Source organism: Faecalibacterium sp. PGM34 (assembly GCF_054456555.1).
Window position 1 is genome coordinate 523,176 of sequence record NZ_CM136898.1, and the last position, 26,772, is coordinate 549,947.

Genomic DNA, 26,772 nt, shown 5'->3' on the forward strand with positions numbered 1-26,772 from the left:
AGAAAATCAGGTAAGATGGCAATACTGCGGGATGGACTCAGACCACGGAAAAAGAGGTTTGAGCTGTTCCATTGCAGGCATTTCACCAAGTTTAGGAAGCTCCTGCAGCAGAAACAGCAGATACCCAAAAGGATCAAGACCATTTCGCCTTGCCGTTTCGATCATACTGAAGCACAGCGCACTTGCATCTGCACCCTTCGAGGTGTCACAAAACAGGAAGTTCCTTCGGGACATAACGAAAGGCTTCACGGTCCGCTCTGCAAGATTGTTGGTAAGCGTCAGACGGCCATCCAGCAGAACACTTTCCAGGGCTTCCCTCTGGTTCAATGAATAAGTCTGTGCCTTGCCAAGATTTGAATTTTTGTCAGATTCAAAGCTGTTCAGAAACTCCCAATACTCATCCATAACAGGTTTCAGTTCTGCCAGGCGATGTGACTTTCGGTCATCCGGCGGCAGATCCTTCCACGACGAATCCAGCGCAAAGATTTTCTCAACGTACTCAAACGCTTTTTGAGATTTGCTGCCCTCCACAGGCTTGTTATCCACGAAGCAGTCCACCCATTTACGCCGCGCATGCGCCCAGCAGCCAATATGAGTTACATTTTCTACCGCATTGTAACCCGAGTAGCCGTCGGTCTGCAGATAGCCTGAGAAGCCCTTGAGCATCTCTTTTGCTACCTGGCCCTTACGGCTGGGTTTGTACTGGTAAAGCGCAATGTTCTTTTCCGGTGAGCAGAACACCCACATCTTCGACATCTGTTTCGATTCGCGGCCATCCTCTTTCAGAACGTGGCAGTCCGTCTCGTCTGCATTGACAATGCCACTCTGGAGAAGTTCATCCCGGAAGGCATCCCATAAAGGGGCAAACCACCGGGAACTTCGAATGACCCAGTTTGCCATTGTGTTCCGTCGCAGGTCAACACCCTGGCTCTTCCAATATTCTTCCTGTCGGTAGAGAGGTACGCCTTTCTGGAACTTTTCCTGCATAACATAAGCGACTGTGGAAGCAGCAGCCATGCTTTTCTTCATGACCGGAACCGGGGCTTTCGCCTGCTCAATGTAGCATTCACCCGTTTCCTGCTCACAGTGAGCACACTTGTAGGTTGCTGTATAATAATCAATCACAGAGAGTTTTGCGGGGATAATGGTAAGCTCAGAGCGAATGTATTTTTCACCGATCCGAACCATCTCAGTGCCGCACCGGGCGCAGATCCGCTCATTCTCTGGCAGCTCGCATAAGACCTTCTGGTGTTCCAGGCCCTCGGTGAGCTCAGCCTTGGTACGCTTTGCTTTGCGTGAATGGGCTGCTACCGGAACAGTTTTCCCCGGCTCGGGAGCTGCGGCATCACAGCAGACTTCCGCTTCATTGAAAAAATCCAACTGCTTGCAGTCGACGTATTCGATCTTCTCGCTGGATTGCCCGAACATACGCTTGCGCAGGCAAACGAGCTGCTCGTTCAGAGACTGCAGCCGGACAAGCGCATCCTTCTGGGCGCGGTTTTCTTCTTCCAGCTTCTGGTTCTTCGCTTCAAGAGCGCGAATGTAGGCGGCAATCTCCGGGGTCAGAGTGCTCAAATCAATCTCCGTCATATTCTTTGCCGCCTTTCTTCTGCATTCTTCACAAGAAGATTATACAGGAGAAAAGAGCAGATTTCCAGCAAAATGAGGGAGATTGCCACGGAGAAAATTACGGTCAAAAAGGCGGTTCGTTTGGTCAGAATATTACGCGAAAAACGCAAGCACTGTTGAAAACTACACATAGAATTTTGGCTTGCCTGGACGGATCGCTTTGGGCTGCTCGATGCTCAGGCCCTGCATGAGCCAAGTGAACTGTTCCCATGTCAGCTCTTTGACTTCTTTTTCATTCCGGGGCCACTGGTATCTGCCGTTGTCCAGTACCTTATACAGAAGAACAAATCCATCCGGTTCCCAAAGCAGTGCCTTTATGCGGTCACACTTCTTGCCACAGAACAGAAACAGGCCGCTTTCATATGGATCCATTTTGAAATTCTGCATCACATAGGGCACCAGGCTTCGTATTCCTTTTCGCATATCTGTGTAGCCTGTAACGATGTACACATTCTTCGCCTGTCGGATATCCCCCAGCATCAGGAAAGACCTTTTATGATTTCCAGGATGTATGCGGCAGACACTGAATTCGGCAAAGAGATCGACAGTTCTCCTTTCCGGATCTCGACCTCCTGCCGGGATGAACGATCTGGAATACGAGTGCCAGATGCCGGTGGAGCAATTTTCACTGGTACGATCGCCTGCTGTTCCATGACCTGCTCTGCCACCTCATCCCGTAGCAAAGCCTGCCAACGCATGAATGTGGAATACTTGATTCCTTTTTCGGAACACCACTCGCGCTTGTTCTTTCCGCTGTGCGCACACTCTTTGATCAGATTCAGATACTGCTGCTTTTTCAGGCTATGATATTCACCGGCCATAGTTCACGCTCCATCCTTTGAGACTTTTTAGACTTCTGATACGTCTCGTTCGATATCTGAAACTTCCGAGACTTTTGCGTCTTTTAATAGTTCCTTGCTATTTGCCTTGGACTTTTTGGATTTCTGAGACTTCTTAGAGTCTATTATCTCATAAAGTGGAGTTGATTATAATACGGATGAAGATTGACCGCTTACTCTGCATCAGTACGAGTCACCTCAAACTCTTCCACATGTGCAATAAATTGTCGAGCGCATTCTAGATTCGAGTAATCTTCTTCTTTGTTGTGCTGAAGCAATCCCAAATTCGCAGAAAGCAAAAGCTTTAATTTTTTATTATTCTGCAAAATTTTAGCCTCGAATTTATTCCAAAGAGTTTTGTTTCCATTTAAATAATAATTTTCATATATGGACTTGTTCTCTTCTAGCAATGGCGAGACTGCGTCTTTCAGTTCATCAAAATTTGAAAATTTTTTACTGAATAAACGTTCCACCTCTTCTCTTCTGATTTTCTTCCAGCTTAAAACTTCTTCAGCCGTAAAAGCATGGTTTTTGTCAAAATCAGTATGGCAATTGGGACATAATAGGACTAAATTTTCAAATGCGTTATTCGCACTTTCACAGTACGGGTCAATATGAGCCTTTTCAATAATATCTCCATTTCCGCTAAATAGCTTCTTCTGGCATGCTGGATTCATACATCTTCCCAGTGATTCTGCATATAATCTCTTTCTTACATCTTCGGCTATATATCTACTACTCATAGCATATTCTCCTTGGTTTCATCATTCCCTTATCAACCAAACTCTAGGATTATGTTTACACTTCCTCTATATCTTTTAGCTTCCCTTCCATCTATAGTTCTACTGCACTGGAGCAATTCACTATAATAAATTCTTGGAACACATGCAGCTGGTGCTGAAAGGAGCGATAGAGCACTGCCTATCGCTGGGCTGCGACCACGGCAGGCTGGAGGATTGAGCCTTAGAAAACGCGCGGCAAAATCGCTAATCGCGCGGCGCGCGTTTCAGCGCGCGATTAACGATTTCTGTTTTTATCGAATTGTAGTCATTTTCTGTCCTTTCCCAAGAAAATCGCGCGTTTCTTTGCGCGTAATAATCGCGCGGCGCGCGTTTTTATCGCTGATTTTCTTTTAAGCAGTATCTCCTTCCGCGCCCTGCTCCTTTTACTTCAATCTTCCCTTCTTCTACAAGCTTTCGAAGAATACGGTATGCCTGATCTTTTGTGTATCCACACAGCTCTTGAGCTTTCTGATTCGTAATCGACGGCTTATGCTTCAGATATTCAAGAATCCGATCCTTTGCCTGAATCTGGCTGACCGTCTTATCCTGCACATAGGCCACATCGGTTTTCACCGTTTCGTAGACCTTGAGGGACAGCATATAGGTCTTGCCGTTGAGTTCCAGAAGCCCCTCGTCCCGGAGAGCGTTCAGAACCTTGTGGGCGTTGTCATCGGTTTCCTGAATCGTCTTTGCCGCCTGTTTCAGGGTGATTTTCTGGTGCTCCCGCAGATAGTGCAGAATCATCAGCTCCGACAGCGTGAACATCTTGGACCGCATATCCTGCGTCTCTGCGATAAACCGCACGAAGCTCTGATTCTCCATCGTGCTGCGAAGGGTCAGCCGGACGGAGTTGGGCGTGCTGGCGTACTCCGGGTAGGGTTTGCCCTCGGTGAGCATACTCTGGAACATAATGTCTACGCCCTGCCCGGAACGTTGCACATATTTCAGGTGTTGAAGGGTCATGGCAATCAGCTTATTCCGGGGAATGGACTGGTGGGTGATGATGTTACTTTCGTTGATGTCCCCCGGAAAGCCGCCGGGGTTCTCAATCACGATCTTTGTGGGGTAGTGCTTGACGTAGATCGGCGCCATATCCTCATAGGAGCGGTGCGCCAGCGCATTCAGCAAAGCCTCCTGAAAAACCGCTTCGGAGAAATCGTACACTTCCAGCCGGAACAGCCCCACCTGCACATTGGTCAGGCGGTTATAGGTGCGGATGCGCTCGGTCAGCTTATCCAGAATCGAGATCACCGGCTCCTGCATATCCATGCGGTTGTCGTATTCCGTCTGCGCTTCGTCGCTGTAATGGAGGTAGATCACCTCCGCCTGCGGCAGCAGCCGTGCAATAGACGCTGCCTTGCCCACAAACAGCAGCCCCGCCACCGTCACACGCACTTCATCCTTGTCCATGCGGATCAGGTTCAGGTTGTCCAGAAAAGTGGTATCTGCCAAATCCGGCAGGGCAGAGCCTGCATCCCGAATCCGCAGTTTCTCTTTCAGGCGGTACACTTCCAGCAGGTCAATGTCGTTTTCGGTTGCGCCCGCCACGATCTTTGCCGAAAAATCCGGGTTGTCAGCAGGGGAGTACACATCGTTTGCAGGGTAGTCGGGCTTTGTCACATTCCCCAGCCGTCTGTAATAGATGCCGCCGGTGGTGGCAACATGAGAATTGGATTTCTCCACCGATACCACCAGCACCACACCGTCGGAGGTTTCCACCGGCTCGATTTCGGTAAACAGGCTGGGCCGGGTCATATCGTAGATGGCTTCCATCAGTGCCTGCGGGTCGCTCTTTGGGCAGCCTGTAATGGTGCCGTCATCTTCCACGCCAAACAGCAAAACGCCGCCCTTTGTGTTTGCCAGCGCAACCGCACTTTTCACCGCAAGCTCTTTCCGCTGCCGGTAGTCCTTGCACTTCACCCACGACTTAAACTCCTGCCGAGTGCTTTCCCCAGCAGCAATCATTTTGCGGAGTGCTTGTTCAGTCATGGTGGGGGCCTCCTTTCCTCTAAAACTCATTCAGCCATATCTTTTTCAATAAACGCTTTCAGTTCTTTATACGCATCTGCTTGATACAAGTCTACTGCACCGCAAGTACCTAGTTTCACTGTATCACGACACTTTTTCAAGCGTCCTAACATTGGCAAAATAATTGAGATGTCGTGATTTAAGAAATCCTCAATCTCAGATTTTTTTGATGGAATTTTATATCCCTTTTTATGGTGTGAACCGGAAATAATAACTCTAGCATCTCGCATTCCGCCTATCATTTCTTTTCTAAATGTTTGAACGCTAATTTTTCCGTATTTTGTCCATTCAAGCTGATTGAGCAATTCACTTGTAGGGATATAGGCTCTTGTGTCATTATTCATAAATCTAAACAAAAGATATTTCAGAACAATCAATTGTGCCTGTCTTAGTTCATCTGTATCATCTTTGTATTTATTGATGAAATCGACTGCTTGATGTAAACAAATTTCCGCAATATCTTTATCGTATTCCGATGCAATTGCGCACCTTTCCAAATTGTAATTTACATATGTTTTAGGATACTGTTCTATTCTGATAATCTTATCTTTAAGGATTTCTTGATAGTTGGGAACACTCGCATCTTTTTTATGTTCATCATATAGAAAAGACAATGTTCCGCTAATCAAATCTGCTAATTGAACAATAACTTCTGACTTGCTATTTTCAAAAGAGAATTCACTCTCTCCGTATAAATTTGGAATTTCAGAACGTTCTTCCACATATTTGCAGAAGCTCTGCATATAGTCACTTCCACCGATTTCATCTGCAACCACTACCAAGTTTTTGAATGCTGCGCGAAGCTCCTTATGAACAATATTGTTCATAAACTTGTAGAATGATTGCTTGAACCGCAAGCCACGAGAATCTTCTAGGAGTTTTTTCTCCACAACAACAGAGAAGATTTTATATGGAATCGGTAACGTTTCTTCTATAATCTTTTTTCGACGCTCTTGATAGCTTCTTTTAATTCTTGATGATTTTATTTCTCCATTCGGAAAATATCTATCACGAATATCCGCCACGGCTGTTCTAACAGCATCAACATCCGACTCTCTTACAATGATAGCTGTAATGATAAAATGAGTAGAAGTGTTTTCATTGTCCAATTCCCAGCCAAAAGAACCAGATTCGTCCGTGAAAGCGTAAATTTTCTCCACGAATCTCACCCCTTTCCGATTTCATCATACCACAATACGATGTTTGAAATCCACTACATATTTCATAAGAAAACGGTTGTCGATTTTTTACATCCAATCGTGATATAATGTAATTTTATCTCTCAATCAATATTTTTAACCGATATTTCGTTCATCTTTAATCTTCTGGTTTTTTCTTATTCCATCACTCTAATCGTACTCTCAATAAACGCAATCTCATCTTCCGTCAGCTCGTACTTCTTGTACAGTTCTTCATCCGTCCAAACTTCCTTGAAATTCTAAATAGGTTTTTAAGTCCAGACCTTATTTTTACTTTTCAGCAGCGACTGCTATTGCAGACCATATAAATGACTTGCCGGTTTTGTGCAATTTCCTGTAGCATCTGTAATGCGCTCTTCGTGTGTTCATCGTCCAGATTCACAAAGGGGTCATCCAGAAGAATAAACGGCTTTTCCTGCTTGAAGAGGGCATCCACCAGTGCCAGCCGCATACAAAGCAGAATGCTGTCAATGGTGCCCGCACTGAAATAGTCGATTTCCCGCGCTTCGCCCTTTTCATCTACATGGATCGTCAAATCATGGTCGACCAGCGTACTGCCGAAGTCACTGCCAAGCAGTTCCTGCATATAAGCAGCAAAATTCCGCTCCACTCCACCAACATACTGATTGGAAAGGTTGTTTTTGGCTGTTTCCATCAATTCCAGGGTCTTGTCCAAAACAGCACAGCTTGATTCCGCTTCCTTGCGCTGTTCTGTCAGGCGGCCGATTTGATCTTCCATTTCAGGAATCTGCTCAACGACCTGCAGGAGTTTTGCCCGTTCTCCCCGTGCTGTCTGAAGATTCTCCGCCAACTTCTCCAATTTTTCCTTTTCCACTTTTTCAGCTTCAATCAACGCATCAACTGCCGGGAGTTTCTCCTGCTTTTTCTGCTCTTCAGACAGACCGTTTTTGAATTCTGGATGCTCCGTTTGAAATTTAGTCCGTTTGGCCTGAGCTTCCTCATATCGTTTCTGTTGTGAGGCATGGGTATTGACATCGTCCGAAATCCGATCCAGCACTTCTTCCTTCAGCGGCAGAGCAAACCCGTATGTCTGTGCGAACTGCTTCAATCTTTCCTCTGCGGATGCAATTCGTTCGTCGAGTTTCTCTTTTTCTGCGTAGTAACCCTTCACGTTTTTTGCTGCGTTTTGATATGCCGTGAATTTTGTTCTAAGTGTTTCAAGCGCTTCGCCATAAGGAATTTCTTCAGAATATACCTTATATTTTTTCAGAACTTCTTGGATTTTTCCTTCTAATTCACGTGTTTTGATTTCAGCCTCTTCCCGTGTTTTCTTCGCATCGTCCCATTCAGAATTCAGTTTGTGCAGTTCGTTCCGGTCATTTTCCAATCTGGTCAGCTGTTCGGAAAAGTCTTCCGCTTCGTCAGTCGGGTAATATTTTCCGAACTCCTCCCGCAGCTCATTTTCAATGCGGTTGATTTCCGCTTTCCGCTTTTCTCTTTCGCTCAGAATGCTCTTCTGGCGTTCCAGCAGTCGATTATATTCCTTCCAACGTTCCTGCAACTCCGCAGCAAAACCGTCCTGATACGGCTGATTTGAATAAAACCGCTGGAAAATGCCCTGCAAAAGCTTCTGCTGTTCTTCGATCTCCGCACAAAGAGCATCCGCTTCTTTTTCCTGCTGATGCTTCTGCTCCTGCAGCTGAAGATACGCTTTTCGATCCAGCAGAAGATTTACCAGTTTTGCATTGGGTTCAGACGCATCTCCATAAAATTTCAGAATAAACTCTGCCACGTCTTTTTGCAGTGTATACAGTTCCTGAATCTCCGCTTCGCTGATGGCGCTGCTTTCCACAGCAACTTGTGTCGCACCATGATTCGGCATCTGTTTTGTGCGTCCCCAAAGAACCAGCAAAATTCCTGCAAAGCCAGCAACTGCCAGAATCGCGCCCACAGCAATTTTGGACAAAACAAAACATACAACGCCAATTGCAATCAGCAAAACGCTCCCCGCCATCAGTCCCGTTGCATTTGTTTTCTTTTCAGCTTTCGGTTCCTGGACAGGTTGAAGCACCACTGTTTTTGTCTCTTTTTTGTTGTTCAGTGCATCGATCCGTCGGCAGTCATACTGCTTCTGACGAATTTTCTCTTCTTCCGGCACAGCAATGGAGAAGATACGGCTCAGCCGTTTCCATTCGCCCTGATCCTTTTCTGACAGACCGCTGTTCTGAAGCTTACTCTGACAGTCCCGAATCTTCTCCTCTGCTTTCTTGCACTGATCCAGTTCCTGTTCATTGACGCTCTTTCCGTCAAAGAACTGCAAGAGTTCCGACAGGCTGTTTGCTTCTGCCGCGGTCAACTGGTGAGCGGTTAATTCTCCCTGCTTCTGGGACAAATCGCGCACCTTGTCTTTGCATTCCCGAAGCTCCTGATCGGATGGTTCACCCGCTTGAAAAAGCCGCGACAGCTTTTCCCTCCGTTCCAGTTCTTCTTTTCGCACCTGCACATTTGCCCGTTCGGTTGCCTTTACAAATTCCTCGCAATCTTTCTGGCATTCCCGGATTGCCGCATCCGTTTCGGTTTCGTCTACAAAAAGTTCCCGGTTTTGGGTTTCGTATTGAACATCTTCCGGCCGCAATTTCAACTGAATCAGATCTTTCTGCGAATTTCCAATCGTCAATATATTTTTACTTTGCTCCGCGATTTCCGTTTTTGTCGGATACCCCTTCGGATAAGATTGGTCCAGTGCCTGCGCAGCGCTTTCCGCATCGTGCAGATCTTTCTCCAATTCCGTGAATTGATCGCGCAGCGTCTGGGTCGCCTGCTGTGCAGAAGCCTTTGTGATCTTTTCACGGATCGCAGAAAGGATATCATCCCGCTGTTCTTTTTCTTGGCACAGTTTTTCAACTATTTCTGTTTTTCGTTCCAGCGGATCTTTTTGGGTCTCAGCCTGTGCCAAGTCACGTTCCGTCTGCTCAATTTGTTCTTGAATTCCGTCAATGAGGCCGCCATTCCCACGGAATTTCCGATAATTCGACCGCGCTGTCCGCAAACGTTCCATCGCCGAATCGTAGTTATTCAGATCATCTGTGTTATCGACCAGATTGCCCAGTTTTGCCTGAATGGACGTAGTTGCCGTTGTATCCGTATTCTGCGACTGTGACATATAGACGCTCCTCATGAAAGATTCTGCATCCAATTGAAACAGTTCTTCACCTAACTTTTCGCTGAAATGCTTACTCTCCCTGCGGTTAGTCAGATCCCAAAGCTTAAAGGTGTCTTTCGCTGCGGTTTTTCCAAACGTCCGCCACACCCGGTAAGCGGTTCCATCAAATTCAAAGTCCAAGCTTCCGCCATAGGTTCCGCCCTGCCACGGAAGATATTTCTTCCGTTCATTACCTGCAACGCTTCGTCCAGCGGTTCTGGGAAATCCATACAACATCGCCTTGATAAACGCAGCCAGCGTACTTTTTCCAAAGCCATTCGGTTCTTGTATTACCGTCAGACCCTCTGAAAAACGATAATCATAATTCGATAGCTTGCCAAAATTATCAACATGGCATTCCAAAAGTTTCATACCGTCACTTCCTCCCCGGTCAGTGCTTCAAGCCCTGTGCGAATGATCTTGACCTTGTCCTCTTCGCTTGCATCGCTTGCCATGACCAACCGGACAAACTCGCCTTTCAGCGACACATCCTTTTCATAATCTTTCGGGTCCAGCACAAGCTTCGTTTCGTCCTTTATTTTGATAAAGAAGAAATCGTCCTTCGCAAGATTGTACAGATATTTCTTCGCAATGCGCGCGGAAGGGTCTGCCGCACCGGTAAGGATAAATTCTACCATATCTCTTTCCGAGATCTGCTGTGTGGCTTTCTTCATCTCCTGATATACCGCACTGTTTGTCGATGCCCCCGTGATATCGACCTTCACACGGTGCAGTTGCCGCGTCGAAAAAGGAACGAATTCCGGTTCCAGTTTCCGTGCAGCCGTATCCAGAACGACAAAGCCCTTCTCTCCGCACTCATCGAATCCGCGTCCTTCCAGACAACCCGGGTAGCAATAGATTCCATCCCGATCTAGCTGCTCACAGATGTATGTATGGATATGGCCCAGCGCAAGATACTGGATGTTTTTTCCTTTGAGCAAATTCAGATTCACCTGATCCACTTCACAGGCCGTCGAAATTTGTCCATGAAGCATGACAATATTCACTTTACTCTTCTGTGCAGGCAGCTGTTCATAAAGTCTTGCTGCACTCGCCTTGGTAATTTCAATTCCGGATACCGCTACATCACCATAAACAAATGTCGACCATTGATCCGTAAAGGACTTGAAATTCTGCGGAACGTCCTGATCCACAAAGGCATGGGTCTTATCATCATGGTTTCCGCTGACATAAAGATAATCGATCTGCGGCGTACTGCGAACAGCATCCAAAACGCCTTCTACCGTGCGCTTGGTAATGCGCTCCCTGTCAAAAAGGTCACCCGCAATCAACACCAGCCGAATCTTCTGCTGTTCAGCATACTCTGTCATTCTCCTGAAAGACTTCAGGATTTCAGCATTTCGGATCCGTGCCTGTTCCGACGTCATATGTGTCTCCATCGGCGAATCCATATGTAAGTCTGCGCAGTGTAAAATTTTCATATTGCATCAACCCACTTCCAAGCAAAATCCACAAATTTTTCAGTTGTTACAACCATTATACCAAACTTGTGACAAACTTCAATGTAGACGGTCAATATTTCCGCACACCTTAACGCCCATCGAGTGCGAACGGCTCAACGGCTTCCCGGATGATTGGACAGCCGGGCTGCCGGAACGGACGCGCGATTTCACGATGGGAAATGCGCTCGTCGTTCCGCTGGTCAAGGCCATGGGCAAGCGGATCAGCGCACTGGCCGAGGACGAGCGGCGCAGTTGATGGGCGTTTCTCTTGGGTTTCCAAAGGGGTGCGGGTCGCCAGTGGCGACCTCAAAATGTAGCACATTTTGAAGCACCTGACCGAGCCGACAGGCGAGAGGCAGCACCCCTTTGGCACACGACTTTGCTTGCAAAGTCTAGTGTGTTACACCTTGGTTCCGGCTGACGCGGAAAAGGGGCTGCGAGAGGTTCCGGCAAGCACCTGTTCTGTGGCAGAAGGATGCGCGGATGGGCATGGCAGTTGACGGTCTTTGCCACCCAGCGCAGGCTTTCAGAGGAACCAATGGTGTACGTTCTCCTTCCTGCCGCAGCAGCGTTTCTCCTATAAGCCGCAAGGCAAATGATCAACGTCTGTGCTTTCCCCGCATCCCTGCCTTTGTGCGGTGCTTCAGCATGAAGGATTTGTTGAACACCCGCAGCAGGGTCATCTGCTCTTCTTTTGTCAGCTTGGAATAGTCGATGCCGATCTGTCCCATCAGGACATTCATCTTCTTTTCCAACGGAGAACCTTCAAATTTCTGCGCATTTTCAAGCTGCTTTTTTGCTTGCTCGATCGCTGCACCGTCCGATGTGGTCTTATCGTTTCCATGTGCCGCTTTGATCTGCTTCAGGATCGCCGCCAGCTCATCATAGAGGATCCGCCCGAAATACTCGTCCTCGTTGATCTGTGCTGCCTTCAGCGTCCGCATGGTCAGGTCCTCTGTATCGGCATGGTATCGCTTTTCCAGCTCCTGCCGGGTAGCTTCTACCATGGCATTCATGTCCCGGATGCGGTCACTGACCAGACCATCCACACAGATCTCAAGGTCGGTCATCCACCGGGCAAAATCGGAATGTTCCAGAAGCTCGCACAGCAGCCGATGATTGAATTTTCCATTCCTTAATACGTCCACTGCGCCATCGCTCAGATGCAAGTCCGAAAGGACTGCATCTGGGCGTTTTTTGTTTTCCGTCACACCCAGCAGGTAATCCGTGGTCACACCATAAAACTCAGCCAGCGTTGTCACCGCATAAATGCTGAGGTCGGTCACATCGTCGCTCTCGTATTTCGACAGCGCCGATTTGGACAGACCCGTCTGCTCTGCCAGCGTTTCCAACTTCAGATTCCGCTCCACACGCAGGTCTTTGAGCCGTTCTCCCAGTGTCAGCTTGATGTTCATGGTCGCACCTCCGATGTTTTTTGCACAGTATACCACTCCCGGCGGTTCCTGTCCATAAGCGTGGAATTTTGCAGTTTCTGCACCTGTTTTCCGACATTATGGATATACGGCACAGCGGCCATTGCAGTGCTATCCTATAGACAGAAAGAAAACATATTAACTCCCCAGCAGCGAACATATTAAGGGCTTCCCGCGAAAGCCCTCTGAAATATCTTTCATAACAGGACCTTGAGAACAGAATGACCGTCCGAACTGCCCAGACCGCCAAGACCTCCCATCGGGGGAGCGAGCGCCCTGCATGGGGCCGACACAGAGTCCAAAAAGATTTCCTGTCGGGAGGCAGCAAGGGAGACCGGCTTTGAACGTGGCAGGGATCAAATTGATCCGTGCCAAAACTTTTGAGCAAAGGAGAAATTTTGAGTTTATATCAAAAGATCAAGTCCGCCATCACCGTTCGGCAGGTGGGAGAGATGTACGGCATGGAGCCCGACCGCCATGGCATGGTGTGCTGTCCCTTCCACTCCGACAGCGACCCCAGCATGAAGCTGAACGACACCTATTATTATTGCTTTGGCTGTGGAGCCAACGGAGATGCCATCGACCTCACCGCCAAGCTGTTCGACCTGAACCCCCGGCAAGCCGCCGAGAAGCTGATACACGACTTCGGGCTCGACCCGGACAAGCCACCCGCCAATGCCATCGCTCTGCCGCCGCCCAAGCGTGGCCTGACGGACGAGCAGTGGGCAGACATCGCCTACTGTCTGCGGGTGCTGACCGATTATCTCGACCTGCTGCACGACTGGCGAGAGCGTTACAAGCCTACCTGCCCGGAAGAACCGCATGACCCACGGTTTGAAGAAGCCCTCCACACGACCGAGACCATCGAGCACCTGACGGACTGCGTTGCATTTGGGACGCCCCAGCAGAAGGCCGATGCCGCTGCACGACTGCTGTCCGGGTCGTACCTGCTGATGCTGGAGGAGCGCACCGACCGCCTTGCTCTGGCAAAGTGCGCCTAATAATTTATTCACCCGAAGTGGTGGGTCTTACCGTGAGACCCACCACTTCACTTTTCTAAAGGAGAACCCCCCTATGAAGAAAAACATTTCCCGCAATCCCTTATGGCCGGACTGGTACAACGGCAAGAAAATTGACGAAGTCCAGTTTGGCCGTGCCTTTCTGGAACAGTGGCCGCTGAAATGCGTCAACGGAACGCTGTACACGCTGGACGGCCCGGTGGAGGACGAAAGCGAGATCAAGCAGCGCATTTTGGAGAACATCGAGGAATATGTCACCTCCGGCCTGTCAAAAAAGGTCATCAACATTCTGGAGACCATCAAGCTGCTGGCCTTTTCCGACCCGTTCCCTATCGAGCAGGACTGCATCCACCTCCAGAACGGCGTGTACCATCTGCCGGACGGCTCTTTTCAGGAGAGCCGCCTGTTCTGCCAGAACCGTTTACCTGTGAGGTACGACCCCAAAGCAGCCAGCCCGGATCGCTGGCTGACCTTTCTGCACGAACTGCTGGACGATGCCGACATCCCCACCTTGCAGGAATATCTGGGCTACTGCCTGATCCCCAGCACCAAAGGCCAGAAGATGATGCTCATCGTTGGCAAGGGCGGCGAGGGCAAGTCCCGCATCGGGCTGGTGCTCAAGCGGCTCATGGGAGATGCCGCCAGCAACGGCAGCGTCCAGAAAGTGGAGAACAACCGCTTTGCCCGTGCCGATCTGGAACGCCGCCTGCTGATGATCGACGACGACATGGACATGAACGCCCTGCCCAAGACCAACTATATCAAGACCATCGTGACCGCCGAAGCCAAGCTGGACTTGGAGCGCAAGGGTGTCCAGAGCTACCAGCGGGACATCTACGCCCGGTTTCTCTGCTTCGGCAACGGTGCGCTGACCTCGCTGTACGACCATTCGGACGGCTTCTTCCGCCGTCAGCTCATCCTGACCACCAAGGACAAGCCTGCTGACCGCACGGATGACCCTTTCCTTGTGGAGAAGATGTGCGCCGAGTTGGAAGGCATCCTGCTCTGGTGTCTGGAAGGGCTGCACCGGCTGGTGCAGAACGATTTCCGCTTCACGGTCAGCGAACGAGCCGCTGCCAACGTGGACACCATCAAACGCAGCAGCAACAATGTCATCGACTTCATGGAGTCCGAGGGCTACTTCCGTTTCAAGGCGGACTACTCCATCAGCTCCAAGGAGTTCTACGACATTTACAAGCAGTGGTGCGAGGACAATGCCTGTCACAGCGTGTCTGCCATCCGTTTCAGCGCAGAACTGCGCCAGAATGACCGCCGCTATAACCTTGAAGCCACCAACAACATCTATCTGCCCGGTGGCCGCAGGGTGCGGGGTTTTGTAGGCATCGAACCGCTTGTCCACCCCTGTCCGTAAAAAGTGCATTTTTTACGGAAGAAGTTCGTACAACCTGTACGGTCTGTACTTGTACGCACCTGTACGGCAAATTGAAGTAAATTAAAACGTGCTATCGTTTATGTTTCGGGTTTCCGTACACCGTACGAACCGTACAGGTTATTTGAACTCCGTACAGATTTTTTGTACACAAAAAAAGGAGCGTGATCTATGAAAGCCCAATACGGCATTTTAAGGTTCAAAAAGTACAAGGGGCCTGCCATCAGCCCCATCGAAGCCCACAACGAGCGCACCAAGGAACAGTACGCCAGCAACCCGGACATCGACACGAGCCGGAGCCGCTACAACCTCCATTTGGTGCAGCCGCAGGGCAGGTACCGGGAAGAAGCTGACCGCATGATAGCTGCCGCCCACTGCCGTGTCCGCAAGGACAGCGTGCGGGTGGTGGAGGCGCTTGTCACCGCCAGCCCGGAGTTCTTCAAGGATAAAAGCAACCGGGAGATCAGGGCGTACTTTGCGTACGCCCTGAAATTTTTGGAGGGCAGACAGCGCCCGGATACCTTTCTCTCTGCTGTTGTCCACATGGACGAGAAAACACCCCACCTGCACCTCTGTTTTGTGCCACTGACCGCTGACGGACGGCTGAGCGCCAAGGAGATCATTGGCAACCGCAAGAACCTTGTGAAGTGGCAGGACGAGTTCTGGCAGCACATGGTCAAGCAGTACCCGGAGTTGGAACGGGGCGAAAGCGCCAGCCAGACCGGGCGGGAGCACATCCCGCCCCGCATCTTCAAGGAGATGACCCAACTGACCAAGCAGAAGGAGCAGTTGGATGCCCTGTTGGTGGGCATCAACCCCTTCAACGGCAAGAGCCGTGCGGCGGAGATCAGCAAAGTGCTGGACAGCTATATCCCCAACGTAGCACGGATGAGGGACCAGCTGCGAAAGTACAACGTAGCCTTCACCAAGACTGCCGCCGAAAACGAAAAGCTGAAAGAGAAGAACAAGACGCTCTCTGCCTCGCTGGACAAAGCGAAGGAAGGGAGCGTCTTGAAGCGTCTGGAGGATGCCAAGCTGCGGCAGGACTATGAAGCCGCCCTGAAAACGCTGGACAGCATCCCGCCGGAGGTCATTCGATTTTATGAAGACCGCACGCAGGAACCTGCGATGCGCCACGATAAGTAAGGAGCAATGCCTATGTGTAATAAAATGTACGAGAATGTGAAATCTTTGGATTATACGAAAAAGCTCTTGCAGTCGGACTCTGATCCGGCTACAATGGAGGTGGTCACTCGAATCAATGCCGTCAAGTCTCCGACCAACAGCCCTGAGACCACAAAGCTGGTGTATACGGTGAAGGAGGTCGCACAGATGCTGGCCATCAGCCAGCGTGCCGCCTACAACCTGTGCAACAGTACCACCGAGTTCCGTGTCCTGCGGGCAGGCGGAAGCATCCGCATCCCGAAGGACAGCTTCGATGCGTGGCTCTACCGGGCAGCTTGATAAGGAGGCAAATCTATGGCATATATCACGAAACGCGGCAGCTCTTACAGTGTCCGCTACACCTATCAGGACGAGCACGGCAAGAGCTGCGACAAATGGGAGAGCTTTCCCACCAAAGAGGAGGCGGTCAAACGCCAGAAGCAGATCGAGCACGAGCTGGCAACAGGCAATTTCCTGATTCCGTCCACGGTGACGGTGGCAGAGTTCCTGATGGACTGGCTGCCCAAGCAGTGCAGCAAGCACAAGTGGGCACCCAAGACCTACCAGTCCAATCTGGCGCTCATCCAGAACCTCATCATCCCCTATATCGGGGAGATGCAGATGCAGAAGCTGCGGCCCTACCACATCGAAGCCCTGTACGACACCCTGAGCAAGACCCCCTGCGGACAGTATGTGGGCGGCAAGCGGCGAGATCTCTCGCCCAAGCAGCAGAAGCGCACCCTCTCCGGCACCACCCTCCATGAGGTCCACCAGCTTCTGCACAATTCCTTTCTGCTGGCGGTGGAGTGGGGCATCCTCATCAAAAGCCCTGTCCCGGTGGAAGCCCCCAAAAAGACCACCCAAGAGCGCAGCATCTGGGAGGTGGACGAGATGCGGGCAGCGCTGGACAGCATGGAGGACCCCATCCTCCATCTGGCGGTGCACCTGACGCTGGTGGGTGCGCTGCGGGAAGGGGAGGTGGCAGGTCTGACCCCGGAGGACATCGACTTTGATGCCGCCAACGGCATGGGCACCTTCACTGTCAACCGTTCCATGCAGCGGGTGCAGAAGGACACCCTGGCGCAGGTGGACAAGGGCTGCATTCTCCGCATCTTCCCGGACAAGCTGGAGGGCAGCAAGACCTCCCTCATCCTGAAAGACACCAAGACCGAAGCCTCCTGCCGCACCATCTTTATGACCGCTGCCTTGCGGGAGGAACTGAAGCAGTGGCTGGAACGGCTGAAGCGGGAAGAAGCCCTCGACCCGGAGCGATACCGCAACAGCGGGATGCTGCTGCGGCTCCCCAACGGTCTGGCGGTGGAGCCGGTGCTCATCCGCAAAAAGTTCCTGAAATGGCAGGATGCACACCCGGAGTTCCCCCGCATCGTCTTTCACGGTCTGCGGCATTCCAGTGCCACCTACCAGTTGATGATCTCCGGCGGTGACATCAAGGCGGTGCAGGGGACCACAGGACACGCCAGTGCGGATATGCTGGTGAACACCTACGCCCATATCCAGCAGTCCTCCCGTGTGGAACTGGGCAAGAAGTTTGAAAGCGGCTTCTATGCCAAGCCCGACACCTCCAGCCCGCAGGCTGTACCCGCCGCAGGCGAACCCACCATCTCCATGACGGCTCTTTTGGAATTGCTCAAGGATGCCGACCCGGAAATGAAGGCAAAACTCCGCCTGGCACTGCTCACCTGATGCAAAAAAGGGCACTGATTGCAATGCAATACAGAGCCCTACATAATCGGACATGGATAACACCGACCGTGCAAAAACCGTGCAGAAACCGTGCAGCCATAGCTTACAAAACAAAAAAGCCATGAAATCTTTCGATTTCACGGCATTTTCTGGTGCGATGGAAGGGACTCGAACCCCCGGCCTACTGATTCGTAGGAACCGAATGGCACATTTTGTCCATTTCATCATTTGACGATAAAACGTAATTTTAATTGAATCACCGTTATTTTTCCGTTGTTATTCTGTTGCATCCTTTGCATTGCTTGCACGTCTTTGCACCTGTTATCCATCCTTGCGATGTGCAGAAAATGTGCAAAAGTGTGCAGAGCTAAAATCAGCCCGGCAAAACAGGCTGTTTCGCGCAGCCCCAAAAGCTGGATTTCAACGGTATTTATTGTGCAAAATCTTCCAGTTTTATCCAAACAACAATCTTACATGACACACCGGTTCTATGACAGGGTTTAGGACATCCGAACAGACACCGTTTGATATAGAAATGAGGTTCGCCATGAATAAACTGCTTTCCTGTCGCTACAACATGGACACCAACCGGGTGGAAGCCCGGTTCGAGGATGGCACTACTCTCGCCATCGACTGTATCGCCATCGAGGACGAGTACGGCAACACTCCGGCACAGCGGGCAGAACTGGACTGGCTTCTCTACAACAAGCCTTTGGAGTATGCCCAGCTTGTGCTGGATGGTGAGATAGAGCATTATCTGTCACTCGGCTGTGACCACGGCAAACTGGAAGATTAAATTTTGGTCTTTAATGCTCCGCTGAGACACAATACATGGAAAACGTACTATGAAAAATCAATGTATTCTCGCCTGTGCGGATTTCCACATCCACAATACAGACACGATGCCCACGGCTGATGACCTTTCCATAAGCAGTTATCTTTCCCTTTGGCGTGTTGGAAACAAAACTGACCGAAGCGTTCTGGGTAACATACTCCCGTCCATCTGAACGGGCTGTTAATCCTGCGCAACAGTCCGCCATTGTAAAAAGAGCGCCACCATGAACAACACCATAAATATTGGTGGACTCTGGCTGAATATCAAGCCATACCTCTGCATGATCTGACTCAACAACTCCGATTTTAATGTGGTTAAATGACATAAACGGATTTTCTCTCATCTTTGAGATATTTTCTTGTTGTTCCTGCATTTTTCTCACCCCATGCCATTTATTATATTGCAGTACACACTTTCATGCAAGCAGCCCCTGTACAAGACTTTCGCTGTACAGGGGCTGCAATTCTGTAATAGGTCTTCCGGACGAGTTTACCAGATGCAGAGTTCTTCTGCTTCTTTTGCAAGCTGCTCCCGGAATGCCGGATGAGCAATCTTAATGAGTGCCTTTGCACGGTCGCCAATGTTCAGACCGCGCAGCCATGCAACGCCATACTCTGTAACGACATAATCCGTGTCATTCCGGCTCGTGGTGACCGCAGAATTCGGATGCAGGCAGGAAACAATCTTGGAATGAAGCACTTCATTGCCGTTTTCATCCTTCGTGGTGTAGGTAGAGTGCATAGCAAGGATTGACTTGCCGCCCTTGGACATCTGTGCACCCTGTACCGTCTCGGACTGTCCGCCAGTACCGGACCAAGGCAGACCCTTTACCGTCTCGGAAGAAGCCTGACCGTAGAGATCGACTTCCAGCGTTGCATTGATGGAAACGAACTTGTTGTTCAGACCGATCGTGTAGGGGTCATTAGTGTAGGTGCAGGATTTGAACAGAACAGCCGGGTTGTTGTTGATATAGTCATACAGCCGCTGACTGCCCATAGTGAACGAACAGACCGAGTAGCCGTTGTTCAGCCCCTTCTGCGAGTTATCCACTGCGCCGCACTCGATCAGATCCACCATGGTCTCCGTAAACATCTCCGTGTGAATGCCGAGGTGCTTTTTCTTCTTCAGTTCATTTGCCACTGCATTCGGAATATTGCCGATGCCAAGCTGGATGGTGGAACCATCCTCAATCAAATCAGCGATGTACCGACCAATGGTAGCATCCGTTTCCGTATACGGAGCAATTTTGGACAGCGGAATGGGATGATTTGCTTCCACGATTGCATCCACCTGAGAAACGTGAACCAGCGTATCACCAAAGGTGCGTGGGAAATTGGGGTTTACCTCCACCAAGACCAATGCGCCGTACCGAATTAAATCCATCTCATAGATTGCGCTTACCGAAAGACTCATATAGCCATGATCGTCCATGGGGGAGACCGTGCAGATCACGACCGGACGCCAGTGCTCGTATTCGCACCGCTGGAGCGTTTTACGTAGAATGGAGGTAGAACTCTGGGGTACAGGACTGACCATGTGCTCCTTGTACGCTTTACGAAGTCCCGCAGACATAAACCACGCATTGTGATCAAGAACGCCTTTCATCTCTGGATCATGGAATACAGGGTAATCCTTCAGGGGAAGGCAGGTATTCAGATGGCACCCCTTTACACCCGTCTCTTTAAGGTGCTGCAGATGGGACATGATCTCAATCGGTTCGCCTGCGGCCTGTGCAGAGAAGATATAATCACCGTCCTGAATCAGTTCCAGTGCACGGTCAGCAGACATGACTTTGCTCTGATAGATTTCCTGAATGGTTTTCATGAGATTTTCCTTTCTCTATCATCCGATAGACTTCAAAATGTTGATGAGGATGGTGCGAAATACTTCGGGCTGATCCATAAAACTGGCATGACCAGCATCTTCGATAGGAATCAGTTGAGCAGAAGATTCAAAGAAACGAATGCTCTCTTCTCCAACTACATATGGAACGATCATATCCTCTCTGCCATGAATCCATGTCACTGGACACTGAATCTGTGAGATTCTTCCAGTTCCTTCCACCAATGCACGCTCTTTCGTAATATTGAACTGGCAGAGTGCCACACTGATATCAACGAAGCAGCGTTCTTTCAGGATTGCATTCATATATGCATCAAAGTCGCTTTCCGCAGGCGGATACCGATTGAAGATCGTTTTCGCCCAGACCATATGCAGAAACGCCGTGTCTTTGCGTTCAATTGCCCCTGTAATCGGGATCATGGTGACCGGGTCTTTTACGACATCCTCAAGCTTTACAAGATACTCGCCGGGCACCGGGGTCAGGTCTGCATTCCGCCGGGGAAGGCGGAATCCCTGAACACCTACAGATGCCAGTAGCACCAGATGCTGTACCTTTTCGGGATAGCACGCCGCCAGTTCCAGAGCCGTGCCGCCGCCTGCGCTCCAGCCGAGCGCGACTGCTTTCCGGATCTTCTGCGCATCCATGAACTGTGCCACATCGTCTGCCCAGTCCTTCATACAGGTATGCGGGTTTTTATAGCTGGAATCTCCAAAGCCCATCATATCAATTGCATAAATGTGGGCTTCCTTCCTGAACTGCTGCATTAAATGCTCATAGTACAGAGAAGAGCTTTGATTTCCATGGATCAGGAGCAGCACAGGTGCATCAACTGCGGTATTTTCTTCCCGGTATGCCATCACTTCACCGTTTGGAAGCTGCTGCCTTTTCACTTCATACATCATGGATAGCACTCCTTTCCCATCTTTATTTGCTACTCTTTCCTGTCTCCGGCAGGAAAATGCCTCCGACGGTAAAGGACAGGCTCAAAATCACAGCAATCAGAATGCTGGAAGAATAGCTTCCGGTCTTATCGAACAACACGCCAAACAGGAAGAATACGATCGTCTCAATGATATAAGCCATTGCCCAGAAAACACCCATTATGGCGGTCAGGCGGCTGGGGGTCATGTTAGGAAGCTCCTGAGGGATCATAACAAGCGAGGTCATCGGCAGGAACATAAATGTGCCAAGCACCAGTGCCGCAGCGACTGCTACCGCAGGAGTTGTGGTTTTGACCATCAGGAATGCGCTGGCTGTCATGATCAGACCGGAAACAATGATGACAGGTTTTCTCTTCGTGTACTTTTTGGAGAGCGCAATTGCAAGCAGTGTGCCGATAATGCCACCGATACCACTGAGTGCACTCAGAGACGATGCGCTGATAACTGCCTCCTCAGTGCGAGGGAACAGCTGCAACAGGGTCAGGTAAAGGATCAGAACGCCGGAATAGGTTAACGGCAGAAGCCATGTGATCTTTTCCTTCAGCGCATCCGCCATGGAGTACTTCGTTTCCTGACTCTGTGCAGTTGCCTTGTTCAGTTCAAAATCTTCGCCGAAGACGAGCCAGAGGACGAACAGGATACCGCTGATAACAGCGAAGAAGCCCATGCTTTTCTGCCATGTCTGGAACATTGCGATAATGGGACCGACGATCAACAGTGCCAGCACGGCACCAAAGTTATATGCACAACTATTCAGCGCATTGACGGTGGGGCGCTGTGCCGGAGTAAAGTAGTAGATGACGACCGGGGCGAAATAGATTACAAAGACTGCACCGCCAAAACCCATCAGGAATCGTCCGATGATGAACATCGGATAAGACTGTGCAAACACTGCGATCAGACTGCCCACAAAAATAAGGGCAGAACCGAGGCCGATAGATTTTTTGGGCAACAGCTTGCTGAGAATATAGGCGGCCATAAAGTTTCCGATGATCTTGGCGATCGTCACCGCATTGGAAACAAAAGACGATGAAGCACCGCTGTCCACACCGAAAAATGCAGCAATTTGTGCGGTCAGCGTACTTCCGGCGATCCAGTTCACTGCAAAGAATGCGTAGGTGAAGAACAAGATTGCTTCGATCATGTAGGCACGAAACGAACTAGGAGATTTGTTCTGATTGTTTTCCATGGTCTACTCCTTTCCATGAAACACGTCCTGTGTTTTGTTCTATTTTCACGGTAATAAGCGCTTATGTTATCTATATTGTAGCCTGTTGAACAAAAACTGTCCAATACACCTTTTTCATTTATTATGAATTTAGTTCATAATAAATGAGGCTGCTCAGATTCATCAGAATCGAACAGCCTCTCAGGATTCAGAGCAGGTCTATGAACTTTTGCATGGAGCGTGTAACGGGGTACTTTTTAGGGCGGATCACGGTCAACGCCCACGGAAATTCCGGTTCCATGAGATGAAGAGACACCACATTCCGCGGTTTATATTTTTCAACAAGGGGCAGGGGAAGAATCGTCACCCCTTGGTCGTCTGCCACCATCTCCAACAGCATATCCCACTGGTTGCTTTCAAAACAGACATCCGGGTCAAAGCCTGCAGTCTGGCAGTACTGCTCAAAAACCTTCCGATATTGAAAATCTCTGGTCACTTGCAGGAAATGCTCTCTTCTCAGGGTGGAAAACTCAACTTTCTCATGCTCTGCCAAAGGATGGCTACTTGGAACAACAAGAACCGCTTCCGTCTGGTATGCCACTTTTTTCTCAAAGCGGTCATCTTCAAACGGTTCGATTACAACACCAAGATCAATCTCCCCATTCAGTAGTAAATCCGGAATATAACGAGAAGTCGCATCGTTAATTTTGAGCCGAACGTCAGGATTTTGCTTTTGAAAGTCGTGGACGAGTGCAAAGAAATAGATACTGCCTGCCGTAGGAGGTAATCCAAGGCTCAGTTTGTTGTCTGTCTTTTCGATTTTGGAAAGAAGGGCCTTCTCCTGACTGTCATAATAGTTCAAAACATCGGTTGCAAAGGCATACAAAAGTTTTCCGGAAGGAGTCAGAGCAAAGTTCCGTTTTCCATGTTCAAACAGACTCGTCTGTAACTCCGTTTCCAAAGATGCCACCGCCTTGCTGATGGTAGACTGGCTGATGTACAGTTTTTCTGCCGCTTTTGTAAAGCTCTTCTGATCTGCAACCTCAATGAAATATCGAAGATGATTGGATATCATATTGGCCTTCTCTCTGTCCTTGCATAATGGACGAACTCCTTATCTTTACAATGCCATTTTAACGCAGTCGACATACTAAAACAAGATGAAGCAGAGAACATCGGAATTTTTGCTTAAAATGACCAACCATTTCATTATCTACTTTTTCGTTATTTTGACAGCGTTTATTGTCGGGAAAGCAGGTTAACTTAACGCAAAAAACAAGTCGACCATCAATTATCTTTATTCACAGTCGTCTTACTAAGTCGTACTATTCCCGCTTTACTGCAATAAAATTTGCAAAACCATCTTGACGCGCTCCGCAATCCATGATACCCTTTATCGCAAATCCCACCAATTTTGTAGAAAAGTACAGAACGGCGAGGATTTATTCCCCATGAAGATTTTTACCGCCCCGCAACATACCCGATCTATTTTGCCGCCGTTTCACCCGACAAAATCATCGCTGCGCTGCGTGGGCGGTATTTTTCTTTTTCACAAATAAAATCTTATGTAGTTGTTCGATCTTCCAAAATTTGTTTTTGGTTGTTGACTGCACAACCGCAAAGTGTTATTCTTGTGCTTGAAAGAAGCGGGTTGTAGTGTCCGCACTGCGCCCGGCTTTCTTCATACTGTACCTTGAATCTTACATAAGCCGTCTGAACGAGATACTGCGCCATGACCTCACACTTTCTGTGGGCGAGCCGGACAACGCCGCTGCAAAACAGGGGTAGGAACTGCGTTCGGTGTGAACGGTGACCATGAGCAGGGGCTTTGCCTTTTCACACGTTTTGCTCTGCAAAATTTTCAACGTGCATTGCGGTTCGACTTCTGAAATTTTCAGTGTTGCACGGAAAGGGCGAAAGCAAGTATCGACCTGTGGCCACAAATTTTCAATGCTTGAAAAATTGCTGTCCACTCAGTCATCCTTGTTGGGGAGTGCCTTCCCCAAACCCTGCTCTAGCTTCGCACCGTTGGTGCGAATGCGGCGTGTCGCATTACATAGCCCTCTCCATCCCGGAGCGGGCATTTATCATTTTCACAGGAGGTCGAATATGACTGAAATGAAAAGTCCGAACGTACACGCACGAGAGAACCGCAATGACACGCCGCGAAAACGAAAGACACACATCATCAAGGTCAGGGTGACCGCAGAAGAAAAACTGCGGATCGCATACGCCTGCAAAGAACTCCACCTCACCCAATCCGAACTCGTCCGCCGCGTCCTGTACGGCGTGAACGTCAAGCACACCGTTGTGGTGGCGCAGGGCGGCGAGGATGCACTGGCGGCGCTTGCCACCTTGTCTGCCCAGTGCAGCAAGGTGGGCAGCAACCTCAACCAGCTTGCACGGCACTTCAACTCCGGCGGCAAAGACACCGAGCAGCTCCGGGCGCAGATTCTGGAGGAACTGTCCGCACTCACGAACTTTCGGCTGAAAGCCGAAGAAACGGTTGGTGAACTGTATGGCAACCATCAAGCATTTGACCTCGAAAAACTCTAACTATGCCGCCGCTGAGAGCTATCTCTCTTTTCAGCACAACGAGTACACCGGCCTGCCCATTCTGGACGAGAAGGGCAGACCTAAGCTGCGGGATTCGTACCTGCTCGACACCCTTGAGTGCGGCGAATCCTCGTTCGCTATGGCCTGCCTGATCGCCAATCGCAAGTACGGCAAGAATGGCAGGCGAGAGGACGTGAAGACCCACCATATATGGCGACATCCGCCAAAGCGGATGCTAATATATTTGTGCGCAGCACGCACCGCTGGCCATACGAAGTATATCATCAGCTTCGACCCGAAGGACGCAGTGGAGAACGGCCTGACCATGGAGCGAGCGCAAGCCCTCGGCTTGCAGTTCTGCAAGGACAACTTCCCCGGTCATCCCGCCATCGTCTGCACCCACCCGGACGGTCACAACAGTGCCGGGAACATCCACGTCCACATCGTCATCGGCAGCTTGCGCGTCCGCACCGTGGAACGGCAGCCCTTCATGGACAAGCCGTGCGACTGGGAAGCGGGCAAGAAGCACCGCTGCACCTCTGCCATGCTCCGGCACCTCCGTGTCGCAGTCATGGAGATGTGCGAGCAAGCCGACCTGAACCAGATCAATCTGCTGGAAGCCCAAGGCGACCATGTTTCGGAGCGCGAGTATTGGGCGCAGCGGCGCGGACAACGCCGCCTCGACCATGCCAACGCCAAACTTGCCGCCGAAGGGCAGCAGCCCACCCAGACCGTCTACCAGACCGAGCTGGACAAGCTGCGAAAGCAGATCTACGCTGTGCTGAACAAGACCACCACCTTCGAGGAATTTTCTGCATTGCTCATGCAGGAACACGGCATCGCCGTGAAAGAGAGCCGAGGCCGGTTGAGCTACTGCCCGCCCGGTCGGACAAAGTTCATCACCGCCAAAAAACTGAGCAAGAAGCTGGAAAAAGAGCAGGTGCTGACCGCCCTCTCCCAGAACATCCAGCTTGCCGTCACCATCCAGCCCAACAGCGAGAAGAAGCCGGATAAGATCAGGAAACTGGTTGACATTCAGGCGAAAGTTGCTGCGGGCAAGGGCATCGGCTATGAGCGTTGGGCGAAAAAGTTCAACCTCAAACGCTGGTCGCAGACCTTGTGTCTCCTGCAGGAGAAGAAGCTGCTCAGCGAAGATGCCCTGAACCAGCGCATTGTCGAACTGAAAACCCAGCACGACGATGCACTGGCGGTGGTCAAAGACTTGGATGCCCGCATGGTCTCCCTCAAGGAGCTGCGCGGGCATCTTGTGGTCTATCGGCAGTACAAGCCTCTTGCACAGAAGCTCCAGACTGTGCGGAACCCCGCCAAGTTCAAGGAGCAGCACCGTGCAGAGTTTGCTGTGTACGAGGCCGCTTGCGCCTATTTCAAGGCCAACGGGCTCAGGACACTACCGGACCTCAAAAAGCTGGATACCGAATATCAGACCCTTTCCTCGGAGAAAAACGGGTTCTACACCCGCTACAAGAAAGCGCAGATCGAACTGCGTGAACTCCGCACCGCACAACAGAACGTGGAAGCCTTCTTCCGCAAGGAAGAGCGCAGCCACGCCGTACCGCAGCAGGAGGTCAAATGAACAACACTCTGACGGATCGATG

The 26,772-nt window shown here is 50.1% G+C and carries 23 protein-coding genes; 9 read left to right on the forward strand and 14 right to left on the reverse strand.

The annotated features are described in order from the left end of the window. Positions 1-6 precede the first annotated feature (6 nt). From tnpC to ACXPUX_RS02615, 8 genes are all read right to left on the reverse strand, one after another. Positions 7-1,590 carry an IS66 family transposase gene (gene tnpC, locus ACXPUX_RS02580; RefSeq protein ID WP_458828701.1) on the reverse strand — a complete coding sequence of 528 codons (1,584 nt, stop codon included), beginning with the start codon at positions 1,588-1,590 and terminating at the stop codon, positions 7-9. 162 nt (positions 1,591-1,752) lie between these two features. Next, on the reverse strand, positions 1,753-2,109 hold the full coding sequence (tnpB, locus tag ACXPUX_RS02585) for an IS66 family insertion sequence element accessory protein TnpB (protein WP_441915331.1): 357 nt from the start codon (positions 2,107-2,109) through the stop codon (positions 1,753-1,755). Further along, a complete protein-coding gene (gene tnpA / locus ACXPUX_RS02590; protein ID WP_441915329.1) occupies positions 2,109-2,450 on the reverse strand; it encodes an IS66 family insertion sequence element accessory protein TnpA in 342 nt (113 codons plus the stop codon). The genes tnpB and tnpA overlap by 1 nt, the downstream gene beginning before the upstream one ends. Positions 2,451-2,641: 191 nt before the next feature. Then, complete coding sequence (locus ACXPUX_RS02595; protein WP_458829804.1) at positions 2,642-3,211, reverse strand: HNH endonuclease signature motif containing protein; 570 nt, start codon at positions 3,209-3,211, stop codon at positions 2,642-2,644. Between the two features lie 372 nt (positions 3,212-3,583). Continuing rightward, entirely contained in the window at positions 3,584-5,239 is a 1,656-nt protein-coding gene (locus ACXPUX_RS02600) for an RNA-binding domain-containing protein (RefSeq protein ID WP_458829806.1), read from the reverse strand. A gap of 26 nt (positions 5,240-5,265) precedes the next feature. Further along, positions 5,266-6,438: a DUF3800 domain-containing protein gene (locus tag ACXPUX_RS02605; protein ID WP_458829807.1), complete on the reverse strand. Its 1,173-nt coding sequence runs from the start codon at positions 6,436-6,438 to the stop codon at positions 5,266-5,268. A 316-nt stretch (positions 6,439-6,754) separates the two neighbouring features. Further along, positions 6,755-10,012, reverse strand: coding sequence for an ATP-binding protein (locus ACXPUX_RS02610; RefSeq protein WP_458829809.1), 3,258 nt, complete (start codon positions 10,010-10,012; stop codon positions 6,755-6,757). Continuing rightward, positions 10,009-11,082, reverse strand: a complete 1,074-nt coding sequence (locus tag ACXPUX_RS02615; RefSeq protein WP_458829811.1) for a metallophosphoesterase family protein — start codon at positions 11,080-11,082, stop codon at positions 10,009-10,011. The genes ACXPUX_RS02610 and ACXPUX_RS02615 overlap by 4 nt, the downstream gene beginning before the upstream one ends. A gap of 43 nt (positions 11,083-11,125) precedes the next feature. Here ACXPUX_RS02615 and ACXPUX_RS02620 point away from each other — a divergent pair, with 43 nt between their 5' ends. Beyond that, complete coding sequence (locus ACXPUX_RS02620; RefSeq protein ID WP_458831141.1) at positions 11,126-11,359, forward strand: DNA cytosine methyltransferase; 234 nt, start codon at positions 11,126-11,128, stop codon at positions 11,357-11,359. Between the two features lie 343 nt (positions 11,360-11,702). Here the strand turns inward: ACXPUX_RS02620 and ACXPUX_RS02625 are convergent, their stop codons facing one another. Next, positions 11,703-12,518, reverse strand: a complete 816-nt coding sequence (locus ACXPUX_RS02625) for a helix-turn-helix domain-containing protein (protein WP_458829813.1) — start codon at positions 12,516-12,518, stop codon at positions 11,703-11,705. A 416-nt stretch (positions 12,519-12,934) separates the two neighbouring features. Between ACXPUX_RS02625 and ACXPUX_RS02630 the strand changes: the two genes are divergently transcribed. From ACXPUX_RS02630 to ACXPUX_RS02655, 6 genes are all read left to right on the forward strand, one after another. Further along, a complete protein-coding gene (locus ACXPUX_RS02630) occupies positions 12,935-13,537 on the forward strand; it encodes a CHC2 zinc finger domain-containing protein (RefSeq protein WP_458829815.1) in 603 nt (200 codons plus the stop codon). Positions 13,538-13,610: 73 nt separating this feature from the next. Then, a complete protein-coding gene (locus tag ACXPUX_RS02635; RefSeq protein ID WP_458829817.1) occupies positions 13,611-14,927 on the forward strand; it encodes a DNA primase family protein in 1,317 nt (438 codons plus the stop codon). Between the two features lie 189 nt (positions 14,928-15,116). Continuing rightward, the gene (gene mobV / locus ACXPUX_RS02640) at positions 15,117-16,091 is read left to right on the forward strand and encodes a MobV family relaxase (RefSeq protein WP_458829819.1); all 975 of its coding nucleotides are present in this window, start codon (positions 15,117-15,119) and stop codon (positions 16,089-16,091) included. A 24-nt stretch (positions 16,092-16,115) separates the two neighbouring features. After that, positions 16,116-16,409 carry a helix-turn-helix domain-containing protein gene (locus ACXPUX_RS02645; protein ID WP_458831143.1) on the forward strand — a complete coding sequence of 98 codons (294 nt, stop codon included), beginning with the start codon at positions 16,116-16,118 and terminating at the stop codon, positions 16,407-16,409. A gap of 15 nt (positions 16,410-16,424) precedes the next feature. Further along, positions 16,425-17,813 carry a site-specific integrase gene (locus tag ACXPUX_RS02650; RefSeq protein WP_417949575.1) on the forward strand — a complete coding sequence of 463 codons (1,389 nt, stop codon included), beginning with the start codon at positions 16,425-16,427 and terminating at the stop codon, positions 17,811-17,813. 547 nt (positions 17,814-18,360) lie between these two features. Beyond that, on the forward strand, positions 18,361-18,609 hold the full coding sequence (locus ACXPUX_RS02655; protein ID WP_458829821.1) for a DUF6061 family protein: 249 nt from the start codon (positions 18,361-18,363) through the stop codon (positions 18,607-18,609). A 10-nt stretch (positions 18,610-18,619) separates the two neighbouring features. On the opposite strand, the gene ACXPUX_RS02660 is transcribed toward ACXPUX_RS02655, so the two are convergent. The 5 genes from ACXPUX_RS02660 to ACXPUX_RS02680 all read right to left on the reverse strand — a co-directional run bounded on the left by ACXPUX_RS02660 (position 18,620) and on the right by ACXPUX_RS02680 (position 23,675). Further along, positions 18,620-19,021: a PaaI family thioesterase gene (locus tag ACXPUX_RS02660; protein ID WP_458829823.1), complete on the reverse strand. Its 402-nt coding sequence runs from the start codon at positions 19,019-19,021 to the stop codon at positions 18,620-18,622. Between the two features lie 116 nt (positions 19,022-19,137). After that, on the reverse strand, positions 19,138-20,472 hold the full coding sequence (locus ACXPUX_RS02665) for an acetyl-CoA hydrolase/transferase family protein (RefSeq protein WP_458829825.1): 1,335 nt from the start codon (positions 20,470-20,472) through the stop codon (positions 19,138-19,140). Positions 20,473-20,490: 18 nt separating this feature from the next. After that, positions 20,491-21,393, reverse strand: a complete 903-nt coding sequence (locus ACXPUX_RS02670) for an alpha/beta fold hydrolase (protein ID WP_458829827.1) — start codon at positions 21,391-21,393, stop codon at positions 20,491-20,493. Between the two features lie 22 nt (positions 21,394-21,415). Further along, the gene (locus ACXPUX_RS02675; protein ID WP_458829829.1) at positions 21,416-22,621 is read right to left on the reverse strand and encodes an MFS transporter; all 1,206 of its coding nucleotides are present in this window, start codon (positions 22,619-22,621) and stop codon (positions 21,416-21,418) included. Positions 22,622-22,808: 187 nt separating this feature from the next. Next, complete coding sequence (locus ACXPUX_RS02680; protein ID WP_458829831.1) at positions 22,809-23,675, reverse strand: LysR family transcriptional regulator; 867 nt, start codon at positions 23,673-23,675, stop codon at positions 22,809-22,811. 1,034 nt (positions 23,676-24,709) lie between these two features. Between ACXPUX_RS02680 and ACXPUX_RS02685 the strand changes: the two genes are divergently transcribed. Together ACXPUX_RS02685 and ACXPUX_RS02690 are read left to right on the forward strand one after the other, a co-directional pair. Beyond that, positions 24,710-25,156: a plasmid mobilization protein gene (locus ACXPUX_RS02685; RefSeq protein ID WP_458829833.1), complete on the forward strand. Its 447-nt coding sequence runs from the start codon at positions 24,710-24,712 to the stop codon at positions 25,154-25,156. Continuing rightward, entirely contained in the window at positions 25,119-26,750 is a 1,632-nt protein-coding gene (locus ACXPUX_RS02690; protein WP_458829835.1) for a relaxase/mobilization nuclease domain-containing protein, read from the forward strand. The genes ACXPUX_RS02685 and ACXPUX_RS02690 overlap by 38 nt, the downstream gene beginning before the upstream one ends. Positions 26,751-26,772 lie beyond the last annotated feature (22 nt).